Source organism: Streptomyces sp. NPDC060002, assembly GCF_042737245.1.
Classification (GTDB): Bacteria; Actinomycetota; Actinomycetes; order Streptomycetales; family Streptomycetaceae; genus Streptomyces.
In genome coordinates this window covers 23,095-40,723 of the sequence record NZ_JBHWUW010000067.1, presented here as the reverse complement: position 1 = coordinate 40,723, position 17,629 = coordinate 23,095, and the positions used below count along the sequence as shown (strand labels likewise).

Below are 17,629 nucleotides of genomic sequence, written 5' to 3'. Positions count from 1 at the left end.
CCTGCGCACTGCAACCGCGGTACTGCCGCCCGGCAGTTCGTGTCTGCCAGGCCCTGCTGTCTCTCTGGGCTACGAGAGAAACCATAACCACACCATCGACCAATGTCTACTCCCGTCGGCATAGATTTTCTAGAGTTGGATGGTGAGGTACGGTCATGCGCAGTAATGGAGGGCGACACGTCGGGGCCGAATCCCCGCGATCGCATCAGGCATACCCCAGGAGCAGTCGAGGAGACGGTGACCCACATCCAGAAGGAGAGCCGGCCCGGCCGGTTCTCCGTCCAGACCGAGGTGGTCGACGGCGTCCTCGTCGTGACCGTGGACGGCGAGATCGACCACGACGTCAAAGACGTCCTCAGCCAGGCGCTGGCCTCTGAGGACGGCATGGCGCCGCCCCGGATCGTGGCGGATCTCAGCGGTGTGACCTTCATGGACTCCAGCGGGATCAACGTCTTCGCCGCCGCCCACCTGCGGGTGAGCCAGGCTCAGGGGTGGCTGCGCATGGCCGGCGCCCAGGAGTCCGTCGTGCGTCTGCTGCAGATGGTCGGCGTCGACACCTTCATCCCATGCCATCCCACTGTCGAGCAGGCTCTGAAAGCCTGACCGCCCCGACTTCAGCCGGGCCCATGGCGTCCTGGTGACGGCGCGGCTGCACCTGCAACTCCTGGCCCACCGGCACCGGCCCGCCTACGCCCAGGCCGACTTCCGCGACCGTGTGCAGTTTGACGCCGGCGCGCCGAGAGACCTCCCGCAGCACCTCGAACCCGGTCGCCGACGGAGGCCAGCGTGCGTACGACCTCGCGCGGGTGCTCGGCGGCGGTGTCACGGAGCAGGCCGGGCAGGTCGACCGATTCCGCTTCGCGTTCCGATGTCGGCGCTCAGATGCGGGGTGGTGTCGGCGGCGAGCGAGGACTGCGGATCTGCTGCGTCCGGGGTCAGCCGGTGCCACCATGCGGGCGTGGCCTGCTTGACCAGCGGGGTCGTCGCCTGCAGAGTCGGGAGGCGGCGCCGCAGCGGCGCACCGCCTCACTCTGCCGGCCGGTCCGCCCGTCCACAGATGGCAGGCGGCCCTGACACCCAGGAGCGGCTGATCCGATGGTCCTCGACCTGGTGGTGATCGGTATGGCAGTCACCCTGGGGCCTTTGCACAACAGTGCCTTCATCCTGCTTCTCTCCTCGCGGCACGGCGTCCGCCAGGGTCTGGCGTTCCTGTTGTCGTGGCTGGCCAACCTGGTCGTGGTGATCGCCTGTGTGATGCTGCTGACCGGCGGTCAGCCCCCGGCCCGTCACAGCGTGCCCTCGACCGCCGTGATCGTTGCGAAACTCGTCATCGGCCTGGCACTGGTGCTGTACGGCGCACACCGGCACCGCCGGCCGCCCCGCCCGCACGGCCCACCCCGCTGGACCGCCCGGATCGACAACGCCTCCCCGGCCGCGGCAGCCGGCCTGGCATGGTTGCTGCAGCCCTGGGCGCTGGTCGGCGCCGGCGCCGCGACCGCCGTCGACGCGAACCTCTCCGCCCTCTCCGACTGGCTCGCACTGGCCGGCTACTGCCTGCTGGCCACACTCAGCCTCATCGTCATGGAGATGTACGTGGTCTGGGCGCCCGCGGTCGCGAACACCCGGTTGAACGCCCTGCGGAGCTGGCTCGCGCAGCATCAGGAACAGCTGGTCGTCACGCTCTCCCTGCTCCTCGGCCTGTGGCTGGCGGCCCGGAGCATCGCCGAGCTGGTCGCCGCCTGACAGCGGAGGCCCCGGCGGCGGCACCACCACTCCCCCACGCGTTCCCGGTGGTGGGGCGTATGCCGACCGGCTCCTGCTCGACGACAAGGCCGCCGAGGACGAGGCCGCCGTTCTCTCCCTGGTCCGTCGACCGGCCGGTGCCACACGAATCGGCTCCCACGATGCCCTGGGCGTGCGGCGCCGTCACGGGATCGGCCACGGAGCCTGTTGAGCAGTGGCGTCGACAACACCCGAACTTCGATGTCACGCGCTCGAGTTCAAATGACACAGAGGCTCGGCGCCGTGCGCACAAGGGCGCTCGCAACGCCCCCGACACTCGCAACAAGGGTAAATGAAAAGGTTAAATTCAGGGTCTAGTGGTCCGGAGCGGAGGTGACTCAAGGCGCGGTGAACAGGGTCGGGAAGCGGGGCGCGAGCCAGGGCTTGCGCCCCCAGGCAAGTACCTGACCCTGCCCGATGGCCCGCCACGGGTTGCGGCGGCCCAGCGCTATGAGGAGGAAGGTCACGGGTTCGATCAGGATGGTGCAGTCCGGACGTTCCAGCGGCGTCGGAGACACGTTTACGGCGCCGTCGCCCAGGCTGACGTCGAACGCCGCGCCGCCCCGGAGGCGGATGGTGTAGCGGACAGTCAGATCAGCGATGGCGTCCGTGTCGACGACGCGCGGCATGACCGAGAGCATGAACGGCATGCACAGCCCGACCCGGTCGGGGTCGATCATGTGCGGGCGCTTCAATGCCCGAGCGAGGTCGTAGCCGTGGCCCAGCATGTGCGTCAGCAGGTACGACGCGAGAACGTGCCGGTCCATGGGACCCAGTGGCGTGACCAGTGCCGGCCCGGCGGTGCTCTCGTCCCTCGCGACCCGATCCACGGCGTCCAGGAATACGTCGGCCTGCTCTGTGATCATCGACGCCAGCGGCTGCGCGCCGCGCTGCCCGAACGTGGCGAGGGCCTGTGCGTTGGCGGCGGCCAGACTCTGCGGCGTGCCATCCCCGTAGGGGCGTTCGTGCCCGGCTGCAAGGTCGGCCATCAACTCATTGGCCAGTGCCAGGTGGGCGGCCGCCTCGCCGACCGTCCACTGCGAATCCGGTACGGGAACGGCCGTGCCGGAGGCGCTGTTCAACAGCGTGGCGATGTCACCGGCGGTCTCACGTATCGCTCGTGCGAGCCCGGCGGGTAGCGGCCCGTGTATGTCCTGCTGCGCCGTAGGCTGCATGCAGCCTTCCCCCTCCCGCCTACCGCGTCCGTCGCGTGTCAGGCGCGCCGAACCCAATCAGACCCGAAGGCGCGCGACAAGCCCTGGCACTCCACGGTGTGCTCCGGCCTCGGGGTGCGGTCCGATGCGGTATGCGGACCTGCACGTGCGGCCTGATGCGTTACGCGTACTGCCAGGCGATACCAGGCGACCGGCAAGGATCTGCTCAACGGCACGTCCGACGACCAGTTCCACAGCTCTCAGGCCTCCGCCCGCTTCTCCGCCGCGCAGGGCAGCGGTCCGCTGCTGCACGGCGTCATGTGACCTGTGGGGGTGCCTCAGCCCCAACGTGTCTCGGGCGGCGCAGCTCCCATGGACGAGACGTGGCGGGCGTCGCGGCCACGTGCCGCAGCGGCCGCTCAGAGGTGGCCGTCCAGGAACTTCCGTACCTCGGCGATGGTCGTAGGCCCCGTGCCGTGCGCCACCGCCTCTCCCTCCTTCAGCAGGACGTAGGACGGCGCTCCGGTGATCCCGTAGCGCTCGGTTGCGGCCGGACAACGCGTGATGTCGGCGCGGACGGCCGTCAGGCGGCCCGTGTAGTCGTCGGCGATGTCACCCATGACGAGGTCCATCGCACGGCAGGGCTCGATTGCCTTGGGCCATGTCCCGGTGAAGTATGCGAGGACGGGGACTGCGCTCATCCCGAGGATGAAATTGAACTCCGCGTCCTCACGGGGTTGGTGAACCCGCTTCGCCATGGAATCTCCTGACCTCACGTTCCGTCATTCCATCCCCATCATCCCTCGCGCGGTGTGCCAGGCCGGCCCGGTCGGTCGTCCGGTTGACCTGTCGGAAGGGAGGCATGGGGCCGTCGCAGAACCACGGTGGTCCCCGGCGCGAGCGGCCCGGTCCCCCGCCCCTGGTGACCGGCCTGGCCGCCCCGCCGGTCACCCAGCTGCAGCCCGCCGCGCGCCCGTGGGTCAGCTCGTGCCAGGGCAGCGCTCTCCACGACGACATGAAAGCCGTTCTCCAGGGCATAGCGGGCCAGATCGCCGACCAGATGCTCGATGAGCGCGTCGACGAGCGGGCCGGTGCGCATCGTCCACCGGATCCAGTCGAGCCGTATCCGCCACCGCGCTTCTCAGAGACAGCGCCCCGACGGGCTTCCCGAGGCCTTGTCTGTCTTCACATCAACCCACCGGGTCTCAGCCGGCTGATACCGCTCTTCCCCGGGCCGCATGAGCCAGCTGATGGCGCCGAGAACGAGGCACGGTTCCTGGACCGCTCGCGGACGCGGTCGTGGGCGGTCGAAGTAGGCGTCAGCTGACCCGAAGACCGACCGCCAGCGTCAGTTCAAGGACCCGGTGTGGCGATGCGAGATCCGGAAACAGCTCCCGCAGCTGCGACATCCGGTACCGGACCGTCTGGGGATGGACGAACAACGCCGCCGCCGCCTCGTCCCGCCTGCCCTGGTGCAGCAGCCACGCCCGCAATGTCTCCTCCAGCCGCCGTGCGGTCGCGACAGGCAAGGCCCGCAACGGTGCGAGGGCTCGGGCACGCAGGTCTGCGAACGCGTCCACGTCGGCGCTCAGCACCAGCTCGGGCAGGTGGTCCTCGGTGTCGCGAATATCAGAGGAGAGGGAGCGCGCGCGTATGGCTCGTGCGTACGAGGCGGACGCACGAGTCCATGGCCGGGCCGGGCCGACCACGGCGGTGCGGTCGGTCAGCTGCCGCAAGAGATGTGATCGGTCGGCATCGGGGACGAGCAGCACACCGGTGGCGTCCGGCAGATCGTCGAGGACGAGGGTGCTCGGGTCGAGCGCGCGGTAGGCAGGCCGGGCCTGGGCGGCGGGCAGCAGGACCGCGGTCAGCGAAACCGGAGGCTGCCACCCGGCCCGTTGAACAGAGGCCAGCAGCACGTCCGGGCTCGCGCCGGCGAGGAGGTCGCGGGCCAGGTGTTCCAGGTGGCGCTCGTGGGCCCTGCCCCGGGCGGCCAGTTCGTCGGCGTGGCCCGCGGCGCTCGCGGCGGAGAGCTCGTCGATGTAGGCGAAGGTCAGTTCGGCGAACTTGGCGACCTCGGCGGCGGGCAGACCTGCGGGTACGGCACCCGCTGCCAGGCATCGCCAGGCCACGCGGGCGCCGACGCGGTAGGCGCTGAGCAGGGCGTCCATCGAACGGCCGTCGCGCACCTCGCCGCGGCCCAGCTCGTAGGCCGCGTCTCCGGCGTCGCCGCCTGTGGCGTTCCCGCTCGCGAGGTCCAGGTAGTGCCCCAGGGCGGTGCGGACGGCTCGGCGGATGGTGGCGCCCATGCGGCCCGAAAGGGCGTTGGCGTAGGGAGGGACCTCGTCGATGATCGCCTGGACGACCTCGTCGGCGGTGGTCTTCAGCGCGGCCCGAAGTGCGGTGACCGTCGTCTCGTCCAGGGCCAGTTCGCTGGCCCTCCGGATTGCATGGCTCACGTTTTGTTCCCTGCGAACAATTCAGCCGACCAGATTTACGTCCTGCGGTCAGGACTTTACGCCTTGAGGCGCAGCAAGCTGGAGTCATGACGAGTGCAGCCCTCCGCAGCAGGGCGTGGAAACTGCTGGAGATGGTCACGACGCCGCTGCTGCCGTCGGACTACCTCGACCTGGTCAGCCCGCTGCGTGCGGGCGCTGACCTGCGTGGGCGCATCGAGGCCGTGCACCCCGAGACGGGTGACGCCGCGACTGTCGTGATCAGGCCGGGACGGGGCTGGCGCGGCCACGCAGCCGGTCAGTACGTGCGGATCGGGGTCGACGTCGACGGGGTGCGCCTGTGGCGTGCCTACTCCATCACCTCGCCGACGAACCGCCAGGACGGCCGCGTCACGATCACCGTGAAGGCGATCCCGGACGGCAGGGTCAGCAACCACCTGGTCCGCAGGGCGAAACCGGGCACGCTGATCCAGCTCGACCAGCCGACCGGTGACTTCGTGCTGCCGCAGGCCAAGCCCGCCAAGGTGCTCTACCTGACGGCCGGCAGCGGCATCACGCCCGTGATGGGCATGCTGCGCGACATCGAGTTCGACGACGTCGTCATGGTCCACTGCGCGCCACAGCCGCAAGACGTGATCTTCCGCAACGAACTGCACGACCTGGTCGCGGACAAGAAGCTGCGGCTCACCGAGGTGCACACCGACACGGACGGCATGCTCGACATCGCCCGTCTCGACGAACTCGTGCCCGACTGGGCCGAGCGCGAGACCTGGGCTTGCGGGCCCGCGGGCCTGCTCGACGCCGCCGAAGAGCACTGGACCGAGCACGGCGTCCAAGAGCGTCTGCACACCGAACGCTTCCGCCCCGGCATCGTCGTCGCCGGCGACGGCGGCGAGGTCACGTTCAGCGCCACCGGCAAGACCGTCGACGCGGACGGCGCCACGCCGTTGCTGGACATCGGCGAGGAGGCCGGCGTGCTCATGCCCTCCGGGTGCCGCATGGGCATCTGCTTCGGCTGCGTCTCGCCGCTCAAGGCGGGCGCCGTCCGCGACCTGCGCACCGGCGAGATCACCGAGGCCGAGCCGGGCGTCCTCATCCAGACCTGCGTGTCCGCCGCGGCGGGCCCCTGCGACATCGAACGGTAGGAGCACCTTGACCGCCATCGACCCCACCGCCCACCTGACCGCGGAGCAGATCGAGGAGCTTGGCCGCGAGCTGGACGCGATCCGCGACGAGGTGATCGCCGGCCGCGGCGAGAAAGACGCCGCCTACATCCGTAAGGTCATCTCGGCGCAGCGCAAGCTCGAGCTGGTCAGCAGGGGCGTGCTGCTGTTCTCGGTCTTCCCGCCCGCGTGGCTGCTCGGCACCGCCGGTCTGTCCGTGGCGAAGATCATGGACAACATGGAGATCGGTCACAACGTCCTGCACGGCCAGTGGGACTGGATGCGAGACCCGAAGATTCACTCCACCACCTGGGAGTGGGATCACGTCTCGCCGTCCGAGCAGTGGAAGCACTCGCACAACGAGCTGCACCACACGTACACCAACGTGATCGGCAAGGACAACGACCTCGGCTACGGCATCATGCGCGTCGACGAGGACCAGAGGTGGCACCCGTTCCACCTCGGCCAGCCGCTGTGGAACTTCATCAACGCCTGCTTCTTCGAGTACGGCATCGCAGCGTACGACCTGGAGCTCGCCAAGAACCTGCACAAGCGCCGCCGCAAGAACCCGGAGTTCCGCGCGCGGGCCAAGGCCGTGGGCCGCAAGATCCGCAAGCAGGTGCTCAAGGACTACGTGATCCACCCGCTGCTGTCGGGCCCCTCGTTCCTCCCCACGCTCGCCGCCACGTTCACCGCGAACCTGGTCCGCAACGTCTGGACCCACTCGGTGATCATGTGCGGGCACTTCCCCGAGGGCGTGCAGGTCTTCGAGCGCCGGTCGATCAAGGACGAGACGCGCGGCCAGTGGTACCTGCGCCAGATGATGGGCTCGGCGAACATCAGCGGCAGCAGGGCCATGCACTTCATGACCGGCAACCTGTCGCACCAGATCGAGCACCACCTGTTCCCGGACCTGCCGAGCAACCGGTACGCCGAGGTCGCGGTGAAGGTGCGCGCGCTGTTCGAAAAGTACGAGCTGGAGTACGTCACCGGGCCGCTGCCCAAGCAGGTGTTCTCCGCGTGGCACAAGGTCTTCCGGCTCTCGCTGCCGAACAAGAAGCCCAAGGTCAAGACGCCGGACCGCGAGCAGGAGCTCGTCGCGGCCTGATTCCCGGTATTGGTTCAGATCTTTCGGCCGTACCGGCGGCACCGCCGGTTTCGGTGAGATCCGCTGCTGACGGTGGGCGGCCGCGACATCAGACCGTACGACACGGGATCCGGGCAGCCCGGTGTCCGGCGCGCTGCCCGGACGTGCGCCAGGAGCTCAGCACACAGCCCCCGGCGAGGTGTTGTGGTGCGCTGACCTGCCGTGGTCGGGCCGGTAGTCGGGTGCGTACGCGCACTCGGTCCGCCGACGGGCGGGCTGGGCGGAAGGCATGGGCTGTGACGTGGACACTGCCGGAACCGATGCTCGCCGCCCCTGTGTCCGACCCTGCGCTGCTGCCGGTAGGGCGACGTGCCGGGGTCCTGGCAGCGTGAACTGGTGGTCCGGGGTTCAGGATCCGGTGCGATAGCGGGTGAGCATGAGGGCGACGGCTTCGTCCACGATCGTGGTGTCGGTGGGGTCGGGCGGGACGAAGTCGGTCCGTACGAGCTGGGGCCACAGGAGCTGGCCGCAGATCATGCCGAGGAACTGTTCGGCCACTGCGGATGCCGGCTGTGTCTGTCCGTCGGCCGAACGGAAGTCGAGTGTGCCGGCCTGCGCTTCGGCGTCCAGGTAGTCGCGGAGCCGGTCGAAGAAGGGTCCGCGGTCGATGGCGAAGCCGGTGCCGACGATGTCGGCGAGTTCCGGCATCTGGGGAAGTTCGGTGATGATGAGGCGGCACAGCGCCGCCGTGCCGGGCCGCGAGACCAGGCAGGCGTAGTCGCGGCCGATGTGGTCCAGACCGTACCGGGGGTCACCGGGCGGGGGCGGTTCGGCGTACTGCACATCCAGCTGCCACTGCTCGGAGGTGACGGCCGCGAACAGCGCGGCCTTGGAGGGGTACCGCTTGAAGAGGGTGCCGGTGGAGACGCGGGCCTCCCGGGCGATCTGGGCCAGGGAGGTCTTGTCGTATCCCCGGGCGAGGAAGAGGTCGCGGGCGGCGCGGATGATGCGCGCGCGGTTCTCCGCTTTGATCTGCGCGTGATACCCGGCCTGGCACGTATCGCCACCGGTTTCCGCTCGGTCACGGTCCGCCACCGACATACCCACGCCCCTCGCCCGTCTCCCAGCCGCATCCTCGCTGTCAGAGAACGGTCTGGCCACCGTCCAGGATAAGGTCCTGGCCCACAGCGAAGGCGGAGACATCGGAGGCCAGGTACACGACGGCTTCCGCGACCTCCTCGGGCAGACCCATGCGCCCCAGCGGAATGCCGGAGCTGATCGCCTCCAGAACCGCCGTCTGCTGCGCGGGATCCTCGATCCCGAGCTTCGAGTACAGCGGGGTGTCCACCGGGCCGGGACTGACCGCGTTGAACCGGATGCCGTGCGACCTGAGCAGGTCCGCGTTCCACGACCGCATCAGGGAGCCGACAGCCGCCTTCGTCGCGGCGTAGGCGTTCGACTGCCCGTAACCGCCGTGCGCGCTGTTGGACGCGTTGAGGATGACCGAGGACGGGTTGGCCAGCACGGGCACCAGGGCCTGCGTGAGGAAGAAGACGCTCTTGACGTTGATGTCGAAGAGCCGGTCGAAGCTGTCCTGCGTGTGGTCCTCGAACGGCCGCCAGTCCGAGACGCCGGCGTTCAGGAACGCCACGTCCAGCTCCCCGAAGTGTTCACGCACCCGCTCCGCCAGGCCGCGCTGCGCATCGAGATCGCGCGCATCGGCCCGCACCACCGGCACCTTGTCCCCGAGGATCTGCCGCGCCTTGTCGATGCTGGCCGGGGTGACCCCCGTGACCAGCACGTCGGCCCCTTCCGCGACAAAACGCTGCGCGGTCTCCAGACCGATCCCACTCGTGCCGCCGGTGATGAGGGCGCGCTTGCCCGCAAGACGATTCATGTTCCTTGTTCCTTGCCGAGTCGTGAGGTAAGTCGATGGACTCACCACTTGAAGGTAACTCCCGCGCCGCCCTGGAGGCAAGTCGATCCACTTACCATCGGCGCCTGGAGCGGTTCGGCCACGCCGGAGAAGGCGGCCGACACCGGCTCGAAGGCCATGCCGCTGCCGTCCTCGAGGAGCCGGGCGACGGTGGTCTTCCCGACGCCGGGCGGGCCCGCAGGATGGTGGAGCCGAGGCGCTGCCGGGCGACCGTGCGGGCCCGGCAGCGGCGTCCGCGGCCAAGAGGTGGTCCTGCCCGACGACGTCTTCCAGCTTTGTGGGGCGCAGGCGGTCGGCGACCGGCCGGGAGGACTCCTCGCCCAAGAGCGGCAGGTCACTACGCCCGGTTCCATCGGTCTGCCGGGTCGCAGACGGGCGTGCGCGGACGGGGCGAGCCCTTTCACGGGACGCTGACGAGCGAGGGCTCAGTCGTTCGCGGGGAAGCTCGCGACGCTCATCGGGCACCGGGGCGGTCGCGTCGCGGCAGCCGCTCGGCGACCAGGCCGTAGGAATCCTCGACCGCGTCGGTGACCAGCCGCTCGGTGATGCCGGGTCCCGGCCCGAGCGAGATCCAGTGGCGTTTGTCGAGATAGCGGCCCGGTGTGATCGAGGCGTAGCCGCGTACGTGAGCGCGGGCGTGTTCGGGTTCGCACTTGACCGTGATGATCTGATCGTCCGGGTCGTCGGTGACGATCAGGAACACCTTGCCCGCGACCTTGTACACGTCGAGTCCCGGGGTGAAGGGGTAGCCGTGGCTGACGTCGGGGAGGGCCAGGGCCGCCTGGCGGGCGGTGTCCTGGAGCCGGTCACCGGCCGCGTTCACCGGGCCGCCCGCGTGCCGGTGCCGTAGGTGTGCGGGTCGACAGGCCGCTCGGCCCTGGGCAGATGGGCGACGACGAGCCGGTAGGAGTCGGTGACGAGCTCCCTGACGAGCTCCTTGTCGACTCCTTCTCCGCTCTCCAGGGTGATCCAGTGCTTCTTGTTCATGTGGTAGCCGGGGGTGATGTGGCTGTACTGCTCCCGCAGGGCGTGGGCCTCGCCGGGGTCCGCCTTGAGGATCACGACGGGACGCCCCGGGACTTCGGTCATCAGCATGAACACCTTGCCGCGTACCTTGTAGACCTCCCAGTCGGGGCCGAAGGGGTGCTCCAGCCGGGCTCCGGGGAGTTCCTCCGCGCAGTCGGCGGCGGTCTTGTGCAGGGCCGATCCGTTCATGGGTGGTGAGCCTTCTCAGGTGGTGACGGACTGTGGCATCGAAGGAGGCGGAGGGCGCGCCGCGCGGGCGCGGTGGCACGTCCCATCCTTGCGTCGAAGCCGACTGGAAGGGCGGTAGGCTGCGGACACGTGATGGTCGACAAGCGACACTCCGGGCCGAGCAGGCAGGCCGGCCCAGCTGCGGTCCCGCTGTACGGTTTCCTGCCCCCGGTCGGTACTCCGTACGGCCTTGAGGTGAGTACCGTCGAGGATTTCTTCGCCCAGCACGACGACTGGCCGTGGAACCCGCCCCGTCCGGGCCGTGCCACCTTCCACTACCTGATCCTGGTCACCGAGGGTGAGTTGCGGCACGACGTCGACCACGTCACGCGGACCGTCGCCCCCGGCCAGTGGCTGTGGGTGCGTCCCGGGCACGCGCAGTGCTGGCATCCGCCCGGCGCGGCCCGAGGCCCGTTCATCCTGTTCGAACCGGACGTGCTGCGGCCCGACCTCGCCGCTCTCCTGGCCCCGCTCACCGCGCACGAGGCCCCTGCCGTGCTCAGCCCCCACCCCGACGACACCGCCTGGCTCCAGCAGACCGCGCTCCAGCTGCTGGACGAACACCGCGCACTGGGGCGCCGCCCCCTCGGCGTCCACCACGCCCTGCGGCGCAGCCTGCTCGAATCGCTGCTGCTGCGCCTGGCCAACTCCCTGGGCATCGCCCCCATCGGCACGGCCACGGCCGGCGCGGGCCGTGCCGACAGGTACGGGCGCTTCCTGGACGCCTTGGAGCTGCACTTTCGCGAGCTGCACCACGCCGCGGACTACGCCGAGTTGCTCGGCTGCTCGGTCCGCACCCTGAGCCGTGCCGCCCGGGACGCCACCGGCAAGGGGGTACGTGAACTCATCGACGAGCGGCGCCTCCTGGAAGCCCGGCGCCTGCTGGGAGGTGCCCGGTGGGATGCCCGGGCTGTGGCCGTCCACCTCGGCTTCACCGACCCCGCGAACTTCGGCCGCTTCTTCCGCGACCGCACCGGTCTCACCCCGGCCGCCTTCGCGGCCGGCGAGGCCACGACCGTCCCCCCTCCTCTCCCTGGTTGACGATCTCGGTGGTTTCCGGCCGGGCGCAGGAGGTGTGCAGGCCCTCGCGGCAGAACTCCGCAGGTGCTGTCGGAGATGGCGAAGGGGGCGACGACCAGGTCGCCGCGCCTGACGGTGGTGACCTCCGAGCCGGTGTCCTCGACGACGCCGATGAACTCGTGGCCCATCCGGGCGGGAGCGTGAACCCCAGGACCGGCCCCTGCGCGAGCTGATCGGTGAACTGTCCACCCTCAGTCCCGAGTTCCGCAGCCAGTGGGCGGCGCACGACGTCCGTATCCGCCACGAGGGCATCAAGCGGTTGTGGCACCCCGAGGTCGGCGACCTGGAGCTGACCTACCAGCCCCTGGACCTGCCTCTGCCTCTGCCTCTGCCTCACCGGACCGTGCACGACCTGACCCTCTACACCATGAACAGCAGGTCAAGGCGGGAAACGTGTGCGGCCCCGGCCGGCGAGGACGCCGGCCGGGGCCGCAGAGGAAAAGCGTGGTCGTGAAGGGCGGTCGCCTACGCGGCGAAAGGCTCTGCGGGGCTTCAGCCGAACGATCGTCCCCGCAGGCAATAGGTGAGGCCCGGGGACACTGTCCCCTCCACAACCACGTTCTGCACAACACGGTCAACCGCGCGGGCATTCCCGCCCCGGCCACCGGCCGGAGCGGGCTCCCGTCCCGGCTCGGGGGAAACACGAGACGGGAGCCCTACCGCCATCTTCCCCGCACGCGGCCGTACGGGCGCGTCAGGAGCTGCGCGGTCTGCGCGCCGCCGTCTTCTTCGCGGTCTTCCTGGCGGCGGTCGTCTTCTTCGGCTGTGCCGGATCGTGCGAGGCGGTCGTCTTCTTCGGCTGTGCCGGATCGTGCGCGGCGGTCGTCTTCTTCGGCTGTGCCGGATCGTGCGCGTGGACCGCGGCCTCGCCCGTCTCTGCGCGGGGAGCATGCAGGACGGGCAGCATGCCTTGGCCGGCCTGGATGCCCGGCGAAGCCGGGCAACACGCGGTCGGGAAGCCGGGCAACACGCGGTCGGCCTGACGACGCGACACGCGGGGCCGGGCCGGCCGACTCGAAGGGCGCCGTCAGCCCTGGCGGGCCTTGAAGCGCGGGTTCTTCCTGTTGACGACGAAGACCACGCCCCGGCGGCGGACCACCTGAGCCCCCGGTTTGGACTTCAGTGAACGCAGGGACTTACGCACCTTCATGGATCTGCTTCCTTCTGTTCGGATGACGGCCCGCGGTCAGGACCGGGCCGTGGCTGCGCGGCCATAGCGGCGCTCGAACCGCTCCACCCGCCCAGCGGTATCCACGACCCGCGAGGTCCCGGTGTAAAACGGATGACTCGCCGATGAGATCTCGACATCGATCAGCGGGTAGGTGTTGCCGTCCTCCCACTCGATCGTCTCAGCCGAGGCCGCTGTGGAGCGGGTGAGGAACAGGGCGTTTGCGGCGCGGTCACGAAAGGCGACCTGCCGGGTTTCGGGATGGATGCGGGGCCTCACGGGGTTTCCTTCCTCATGGCCGTCCGCCCGGGGCGGAGGCGTGGTTCAGCGTTCCTCGCGGAAGGGGACGTGCGTCCCGGCGAGCGGGTCGTACTTGCGCAGGACGAGCCGGTCGGGGTCGTTGCTGCGGTTCTTGCGCGTCACGTAGGTGACGCCGGTCCCGGCCGTCGACTTCAGCGTGACGACGGGACGCACGGTGCTGCGTGCCATGAAGCCCTCCTTTCACCGACACCACCGGCATTGACCGGCGTATGTCAGGTTCGTGTCATGGAACAACCGCTCCTGCCGTCCCATTCCCGACCGGCACAGGAGCCCCACTGCCGCAGGCACGTCAGCGCGGCCGCTTACCGACAGGCCGGCATGGTCACCCATGCGCCGCGCATGTGCCTGGCGTCCACAGGGCGGGCGGGCTCGGAACTCGCCTGGCGGGCACGGGTCAACCGCCTCCGGCGCGTTCCGGTCCGGCGGCGGTGAGCGGCCCGTTCCCGCTTCGCCAGCCGCAAGGCGGAAATGGGCAGATCCGGCCCCATGACTTCCTCGACGTGATCCACCGGAGGCTGCCGGACTTCCCGAGCGGGTCCCTGATTCCGTTGGATTTGAGGTCTCGCCCTGTGGGGCGCCGCAAGAACGTGCGGAGGGGGTCCCCGCCGGTAACAGGAACCCCCTCGTTCCCCGATGGGTCGTGCTGCCGAGCCCAGGAAGACAGGACAGTTGCTACGGGGTGCGGCCGGGCCGCCGTCTCCCAGCTCATCACCGAACCGCCGTCACCACAAGATCGTTCGCCCCTTCGGGAGCCTTCGGAAGGGACGCCGAGGCTTCGGAACGCCGTATATGCAGGTCACAGTGGTGCGGGCCGGGATCGGGGGCTGGCGCTGCGGCCGGGTGCACCGACGGCCGCAGCAAGAAGCCGGTCGATATGCGACACGGACCGAAGACTTCAGAAATAAATCGGAATACCCGTCAGCGGGTAACGGAAAAGCGGAATGCTGATCCGGCAGGAGATGCCTCGCCCCTTATTGAGTTCCGCTCGCGAAACAGTCATGCCGCGGAACTTCACTGAATACAGGAACGGGGAATTCGAAACCCTCGTGGTCCGGCCGGTAACCGGGCACGGGGTGCTCCGGGCGGTGTACTGGCGCCGCGCCCAGGAAGACAGGAATTCGTTCATGCTGCATCGATACAGTCCTCGCCTCCGGCAGCAGTCCCCGGCCGGTGTGCCCGGCATCATGACGGCCCTCCCCGTGGGAGGTGTGTGATGGTGTTTGATCAGGTGCCCGGCAGGCGGCAGGCGGAGCATGACACCGTGCCGCCGGGGATCGGCAGCCAGCAGCAGTTCCGTGAGGAACTGACGAGGCTGCGCACCGGGCTCGGCGTGTCGCTCGCCCAGCTCGAGCAGGCCAGCCAGCGGCAGGGCAAGAGGCTTCCGCCGGCCACCGTCTCCAATGTGCTGTCGCGGGACAGGCTGCCGGAGTGGGAGTTCGTCGCCGATTTCCTGGCCGCGTGCGGTCTGGACGAGGCGCAGCGCGGGCCCTGGCAGCAGGCCTGGCGGGAACTGGCCGCGGCATCCCCGGCCTCCGGTGGCCCTGACGCCGCGGCCGCGCCCCCTCCCCCGGTCCCTTCCCCTTCCCCTCCCCCGGCCGTCACCCCGCCGCCGGTTCCCTCCCCGCCGGCAGCGCACCCCGGCAAGCCGCCGGCGGAGTCCCCGGCTGTCACCCCGCCTGCGGACGGCGGCCGGTGGCGGGCATGGCGGGCCGGCCTGGCGCGGCACCGCGCCGGCGTGGCGGTCTGCGCCGCCCTCGCGCTCACGGCGGCCGCCACCGGCGTGTATGCCGTCGACCAGCACGATCAGAACGTGCGGCACGGCGAGCAGCGGGAAGAGGAGAGGCAGCGGGAGGAGAAGTACCGCAAGGAGCACTGCGGGACCCAGAACCCGGCGCTGGTGACCGAGGCCGGCGGGGAATGCACGGGAGTGACCGACGGCCTCGACCGCTCCGACGTGTTCGGCTCCGCTCTGGAGCCGGTGCTGACGGCCATCGGCGCGGAGAACCACCGGGCGACCCGCGCCGGCCAGTACGTCACCATCGCGTTCCTTGCGCCGCTGACCTCGGTGGGCAAGGCAGGCAAGGCCAAGGACCTGACGCTCGACCAGTTCGTCGGGGAGGTCGAGGGCGCCTACACGGCCGTCGAACGGGCCAACACGGACGACGGCCCGCTGAAGATCCGTCTGGTCCTGGCCAACATGGGCAGCGGCGAACTGCACTGGAAGGACACCGTCGCCGCGCTGGACAAGGTCGAGAACCTGGTCGCCGTCACGGGCATGGGGCTGAGCCAGCAGGAGTCCGTCGACGCCGCCCGCGCGCTCAGCGCGAAGGACATCCCCATGGTCGCCGACCTCATCACCGCCGACGGGTTCGACACCACCGGCGCCATCGGCAGCCCGAAGACGGGGCCGGAACGCATCAACGGGCTGGTCCGCGTCACCCTGACCAACGCGGCCCAGCTCAAGGCGCTCGGCGCGGAACTGGGCGGCGACACGCGCACCGCCGCGCTGGTGCGCACCTACGTGACCCCGAACGGAACCCGCGACTTCTACACCGACTCCCTCTACCAGGACTTCCGCACGGTCAGCGGGCTGAAGAAGCACCTCGACCCCATGGCGGACTTCTTCTTCGACCCCCGCGGCGGAGTGGCCTCGATCCTGGGCGCCATCGGCCAGAACCTCTGCAACGCCCAGCGCCCCGTCGACACCGTGTACTTCGCGGCCCGGGAGAAGTACCTGCCGGACTTCCTCCAGGCTCTCAGCCGGCGCAGCTGCCACCGCCTGCCCATCACCGTCGTCTCAGGGTCCGACACGGCGGCCCTGGATCCCAAGACGCTCACCGGCCTGAACCAGGAGGGCGAGGCGCCCATCGCCGTCCTGTACGCCTCCCTGCCCAGCGCCACGAGACTGCGCGACCCGGGCAACAGCGATCACAATCTGTACGAAAAGTTCCTCGAGGCCTTCACCGGCGAGCACCACGGGCAGAAGTTCCCCGCCGGCCACGCCACCCGCGGCTACTGGCCCGTCCTCGCCCACGACGCCGTCCTCACCGCCACCACCGCCATCCGCAACGCGACCACCCCCACCACCCCGCGCCCCAACCGGTACGCCGTCCTCAACCACCTCTACGCCCTCACCGACGGCGCCGTCCCCGCCGCCACCGGGCGCTTCGGCATCGACCGCACCGGAAACCGCACCACGGTCCCCATCACCATCCACCGCCTCGGCACCACCTCCTGACCGGGCCCCGGCCCCGGGCATCGCGGCCGCGTCGCGCGCCGGGGTGCCCGTCGTCATGCGGGCACCCCGGCCTCGTCCCATGACCGCGGCCGTCCCGGCCGGGGAAGGGCCGGGTTGGCCCCCGTGCTGGAGGCCAGTTCGGGCACGGTGAGAGCCTCGGTGAGGCGGGGAAGCGGCAGGCGCGGGTCGCCGGCCGCCGCCTGGCGCGTCCAGACGTCCGGGTCGTGGCTGAGCCGCTCGATCAGATCGGGGCCCGCGGCCGGGTCGCGGACGGCCAACTGCCGGCAGATCCCGTCCGGATGGCCCGCGTAGCGGGCGGCGAGCCCCTCGCGGGGGGAAGCGGGGGTGACCGGTCGCCATCCAGGCGGAGAACCATGCCCGCACGCGATCGTCACACCTGTCACTGCCACGCAAACGCTGACCGGGCCGGGGGGAACTCCGGACCCGGTCAGCCCGCTCCATCTGCTCAGTGCACGCGTCCGAGGTGGATCACGCTGACGCGGACCTGCTGATCGCTGATTTCGTACATCACGCGGTAAATTCCGACGTGGATGCGCAGCAGGTCGGCGCTGCCGAACGCGCCGTCGGGACGGGGTTCGTCGGCGAGGCGGTCGACGGCTGTGAACACCTGACGCACCCCGGCCGGGTCGTCTTTGGCGAGCCGCTCCACCTGGGCGAGGGCCTCGGGCTCCCAGACGACCTCGTAGCTCACGCCTCGGCTCCACCGAATACGCGGCGGTACGCCTCGTCATGCGGGACGCCGGCGTCGTCGCCCCGGGCCTGGCGCGCACGGTAGGCAGCCAGGGCCCGCATCTCCTGCAGTTCGAGGGCATCAGCGGGGCTGACCAGTATCGCGATGGTCTGCCCGTGGTCGGTGATGGCGACCGGTTCACGGGTGGCGCTGACCTCGCGCGCGATGGCGCCCAGGCGGGCGCGGGCTTCCACGATCGAGTAAGTCGTCTCCATCATGCACACCACCTTACACAAGTG

At 70.0% G+C, this 17,629-nt stretch carries 22 protein-coding genes and 1 pseudogene; 7 read left to right on the top strand and 16 right to left on the bottom strand.

Translation table 11 applies throughout. From position 1 onward, the window contains the following. Nucleotides 1-237: 237 nt before the first annotated feature. The gene (locus ACFWBD_RS36375) at nt 238-603 is read left to right on the top strand and encodes an STAS domain-containing protein (protein WP_385676744.1); all 366 of its coding nucleotides are present in this window, start codon (nt 238-240) and stop codon (nt 601-603) included. A 492-nt stretch (nt 604-1,095) separates the two neighbouring features. Continuing rightward, nucleotides 1,096-1,743, top strand: coding sequence for a GAP family protein (locus tag ACFWBD_RS36370; RefSeq protein WP_385676741.1), 648 nt, complete (start codon nt 1,096-1,098; stop codon nt 1,741-1,743). 377 nt (nt 1,744-2,120) lie between these two features. Here ACFWBD_RS36370 and ACFWBD_RS36365 read toward each other — a convergent pair whose 3' ends face one another. The 3 genes from ACFWBD_RS36365 to ACFWBD_RS36355 form a co-directional block, all read right to left on the bottom strand. Continuing rightward, on the bottom strand, nt 2,121-2,957 hold the full coding sequence (locus tag ACFWBD_RS36365) for a maleylpyruvate isomerase family mycothiol-dependent enzyme (RefSeq protein ID WP_385676738.1): 837 nt from the start codon (nt 2,955-2,957) through the stop codon (nt 2,121-2,123). A 398-nt stretch (nt 2,958-3,355) separates the two neighbouring features. After that, a complete protein-coding gene (locus ACFWBD_RS36360; RefSeq protein WP_385676735.1) occupies nt 3,356-3,694 on the bottom strand; it encodes a thioredoxin family protein in 339 nt (112 codons plus the stop codon). Nucleotides 3,695-4,255: 561 nt separating this feature from the next. Further along, nucleotides 4,256-5,395 carry a PucR family transcriptional regulator gene (locus tag ACFWBD_RS36355; protein ID WP_385676732.1) on the bottom strand — a complete coding sequence of 380 codons (1,140 nt, stop codon included), beginning with the start codon at nt 5,393-5,395 and terminating at the stop codon, nt 4,256-4,258. An 86-nt stretch (nt 5,396-5,481) separates the two neighbouring features. Between ACFWBD_RS36355 and ACFWBD_RS36350 the strand changes: the two genes are divergently transcribed. Further along, a complete protein-coding gene (locus ACFWBD_RS36350) occupies nt 5,482-6,537 on the top strand; it encodes a ferredoxin reductase (protein ID WP_385676729.1) in 1,056 nt (351 codons plus the stop codon). A gap of 7 nt (nt 6,538-6,544) precedes the next feature. Then, on the top strand, nt 6,545-7,663 hold the full coding sequence (locus ACFWBD_RS36345) for a fatty acid desaturase family protein (RefSeq protein ID WP_385676726.1): 1,119 nt from the start codon (nt 6,545-6,547) through the stop codon (nt 7,661-7,663). Between the two features lie 387 nt (nt 7,664-8,050). Here the strand turns inward: ACFWBD_RS36345 and ACFWBD_RS36340 are convergent, their stop codons facing one another. The 4 genes from ACFWBD_RS36340 to ACFWBD_RS36325 all read right to left on the bottom strand — a co-directional run bounded on the left by ACFWBD_RS36340 (nt 8,051) and on the right by ACFWBD_RS36325 (nt 10,793). Then, on the bottom strand, nt 8,051-8,743 hold the full coding sequence (locus ACFWBD_RS36340) for a TetR/AcrR family transcriptional regulator (protein ID WP_358342372.1): 693 nt from the start codon (nt 8,741-8,743) through the stop codon (nt 8,051-8,053). Nucleotides 8,744-8,783: 40 nt separating this feature from the next. Continuing rightward, nucleotides 8,784-9,539: an SDR family oxidoreductase gene (locus tag ACFWBD_RS36335; protein WP_385676722.1), complete on the bottom strand. Its 756-nt coding sequence runs from the start codon at nt 9,537-9,539 to the stop codon at nt 8,784-8,786. Between the two features lie 493 nt (nt 9,540-10,032). Then, nucleotides 10,033-10,401: an MmcQ/YjbR family DNA-binding protein gene (locus ACFWBD_RS36330; protein ID WP_385676719.1), complete on the bottom strand. Its 369-nt coding sequence runs from the start codon at nt 10,399-10,401 to the stop codon at nt 10,033-10,035. Further along, nucleotides 10,398-10,793, bottom strand: a complete 396-nt coding sequence (locus ACFWBD_RS36325; RefSeq protein ID WP_385676716.1) for an MmcQ/YjbR family DNA-binding protein — start codon at nt 10,791-10,793, stop codon at nt 10,398-10,400. The genes ACFWBD_RS36330 and ACFWBD_RS36325 overlap by 4 nt, the downstream gene beginning before the upstream one ends. 234 nt (nt 10,794-11,027) lie before the next feature. On the opposite strand from ACFWBD_RS36325, the gene ACFWBD_RS36320 reads away from it, so the two are divergent. Next, the gene (locus ACFWBD_RS36320; RefSeq protein ID WP_385676713.1) at nt 11,028-11,873 is read left to right on the top strand and encodes a helix-turn-helix domain-containing protein; all 846 of its coding nucleotides are present in this window, start codon (nt 11,028-11,030) and stop codon (nt 11,871-11,873) included. Nucleotides 11,874-11,923: 50 nt separating this feature from the next. On the opposite strand, the pseudogene ACFWBD_RS36315 reads toward ACFWBD_RS36320, so the two are convergent. Continuing rightward, nucleotides 11,924-12,040, bottom strand: a pseudogene (locus ACFWBD_RS36315) (alcohol dehydrogenase catalytic domain-containing protein); the annotation flags it as partial. Between the two features lie 32 nt (nt 12,041-12,072). Here ACFWBD_RS36315 and ACFWBD_RS36310 point away from each other — a divergent pair. Continuing rightward, on the top strand, nt 12,073-12,366 hold the full coding sequence (locus ACFWBD_RS36310; RefSeq protein WP_385676747.1) for a hypothetical protein: 294 nt from the start codon (nt 12,073-12,075) through the stop codon (nt 12,364-12,366). Between the two features lie 240 nt (nt 12,367-12,606). On the opposite strand, the gene ACFWBD_RS36305 is transcribed toward ACFWBD_RS36310, so the two are convergent. From ACFWBD_RS36305 to ACFWBD_RS36285, 5 genes are all read right to left on the bottom strand, one after another. Continuing rightward, the gene (locus ACFWBD_RS36305; protein ID WP_385676710.1) at nt 12,607-12,819 is read right to left on the bottom strand and encodes a hypothetical protein; all 213 of its coding nucleotides are present in this window, start codon (nt 12,817-12,819) and stop codon (nt 12,607-12,609) included. A gap of 120 nt (nt 12,820-12,939) precedes the next feature. Beyond that, a complete protein-coding gene (ykgO, locus tag ACFWBD_RS36300) occupies nt 12,940-13,062 on the bottom strand; it encodes a type B 50S ribosomal protein L36 (protein WP_385676707.1) in 123 nt (40 codons plus the stop codon). 36 nt (nt 13,063-13,098) lie between these two features. After that, on the bottom strand, nt 13,099-13,359 hold the full coding sequence (locus ACFWBD_RS36295; protein WP_385676704.1) for a type B 50S ribosomal protein L31: 261 nt from the start codon (nt 13,357-13,359) through the stop codon (nt 13,099-13,101). A 45-nt stretch (nt 13,360-13,404) separates the two neighbouring features. Then, a complete protein-coding gene (gene rpmG, locus ACFWBD_RS36290; protein ID WP_385676701.1) occupies nt 13,405-13,569 on the bottom strand; it encodes a 50S ribosomal protein L33 in 165 nt (54 codons plus the stop codon). Between the two features lie 727 nt (nt 13,570-14,296). Continuing rightward, complete coding sequence (locus tag ACFWBD_RS36285; RefSeq protein WP_385676698.1) at nt 14,297-14,527, bottom strand: hypothetical protein; 231 nt, start codon at nt 14,525-14,527, stop codon at nt 14,297-14,299. Nucleotides 14,528-14,614: 87 nt separating this feature from the next. Between ACFWBD_RS36285 and ACFWBD_RS36280 the strand changes: the two genes are divergently transcribed. After that, nucleotides 14,615-16,639, top strand: a complete 2,025-nt coding sequence (locus ACFWBD_RS36280) for a helix-turn-helix domain-containing protein (protein WP_385676696.1) — start codon at nt 14,615-14,617, stop codon at nt 16,637-16,639. A gap of 53 nt (nt 16,640-16,692) precedes the next feature. On the opposite strand, the gene ACFWBD_RS36275 is transcribed toward ACFWBD_RS36280, so the two are convergent. The 3 genes from ACFWBD_RS36275 to ACFWBD_RS36265 form a co-directional block, all read right to left on the bottom strand. Next, nucleotides 16,693-17,043, bottom strand: a complete 351-nt coding sequence (locus ACFWBD_RS36275; RefSeq protein WP_385676693.1) for a hypothetical protein — start codon at nt 17,041-17,043, stop codon at nt 16,693-16,695. Between the two features lie 62 nt (nt 17,044-17,105). Beyond that, nucleotides 17,106-17,351, bottom strand: a complete 246-nt coding sequence (locus ACFWBD_RS36270) for a type II toxin-antitoxin system RelE/ParE family toxin (protein ID WP_385676690.1) — start codon at nt 17,349-17,351, stop codon at nt 17,106-17,108. Next, entirely contained in the window at nt 17,348-17,608 is a 261-nt protein-coding gene (locus ACFWBD_RS36265) for a type II toxin-antitoxin system Phd/YefM family antitoxin (protein ID WP_385676687.1), read from the bottom strand. Before ACFWBD_RS36265 ends, ACFWBD_RS36270 begins: the two co-directional genes overlap by 4 nt. Between the last annotated feature and the right edge of the window lie 21 nt (nt 17,609-17,629).

Coding starts and splice junctions, on each gene's coding strand:
- ACFWBD_RS36370 (WP_385676741.1), top strand. CDS start 1,096: ATGGTCCTCGACCTGGTGGTGATCGGTATGGCAGTCACCCTGGGGCCT.
- ACFWBD_RS36365 (WP_385676738.1), bottom strand. CDS start 2,957: ATGCAGCCTACGGCGCAGCAGGACATACACGGGCCGCTACCCGCCGGG.
- ACFWBD_RS36360 (WP_385676735.1), bottom strand. CDS start 3,694: ATGGCGAAGCGGGTTCACCAACCCCGTGAGGACGCGGAGTTCAATTTC.
- ACFWBD_RS36350 (WP_385676729.1), top strand. CDS start 5,482: ATGACGAGTGCAGCCCTCCGCAGCAGGGCGTGGAAACTGCTGGAGATG.
- ACFWBD_RS36340 (WP_358342372.1), bottom strand. CDS start 8,743: ATGTCGGTGGCGGACCGTGACCGAGCGGAAACCGGTGGCGATACGTGC.
- ACFWBD_RS36335 (WP_385676722.1), bottom strand. CDS start 9,539: ATGAATCGTCTTGCGGGCAAGCGCGCCCTCATCACCGGCGGCACGAGT.
- ACFWBD_RS36325 (WP_385676716.1), bottom strand. CDS start 10,793: ATGAACGGATCGGCCCTGCACAAGACCGCCGCCGACTGCGCGGAGGAA.
- ACFWBD_RS36305 (WP_385676710.1), bottom strand. CDS start 12,819: ATGCTGCCCGTCCTGCATGCTCCCCGCGCAGAGACGGGCGAGGCCGCG.
- ykgO (WP_385676707.1), bottom strand. CDS start 13,062: ATGAAGGTGCGTAAGTCCCTGCGTTCACTGAAGTCCAAACCGGGGGCT.
- rpmG (WP_385676701.1), bottom strand. CDS start 13,569: ATGGCACGCAGCACCGTGCGTCCCGTCGTCACGCTGAAGTCGACGGCC.
- ACFWBD_RS36285 (WP_385676698.1), bottom strand. CDS start 14,527: ATGAACGAATTCCTGTCTTCCTGGGCGCGGCGCCAGTACACCGCCCGG.
- ACFWBD_RS36280 (WP_385676696.1), top strand. CDS start 14,615: ATGGTGTTTGATCAGGTGCCCGGCAGGCGGCAGGCGGAGCATGACACC.
- ACFWBD_RS36265 (WP_385676687.1), bottom strand. CDS start 17,608: ATGATGGAGACGACTTACTCGATCGTGGAAGCCCGCGCCCGCCTGGGC.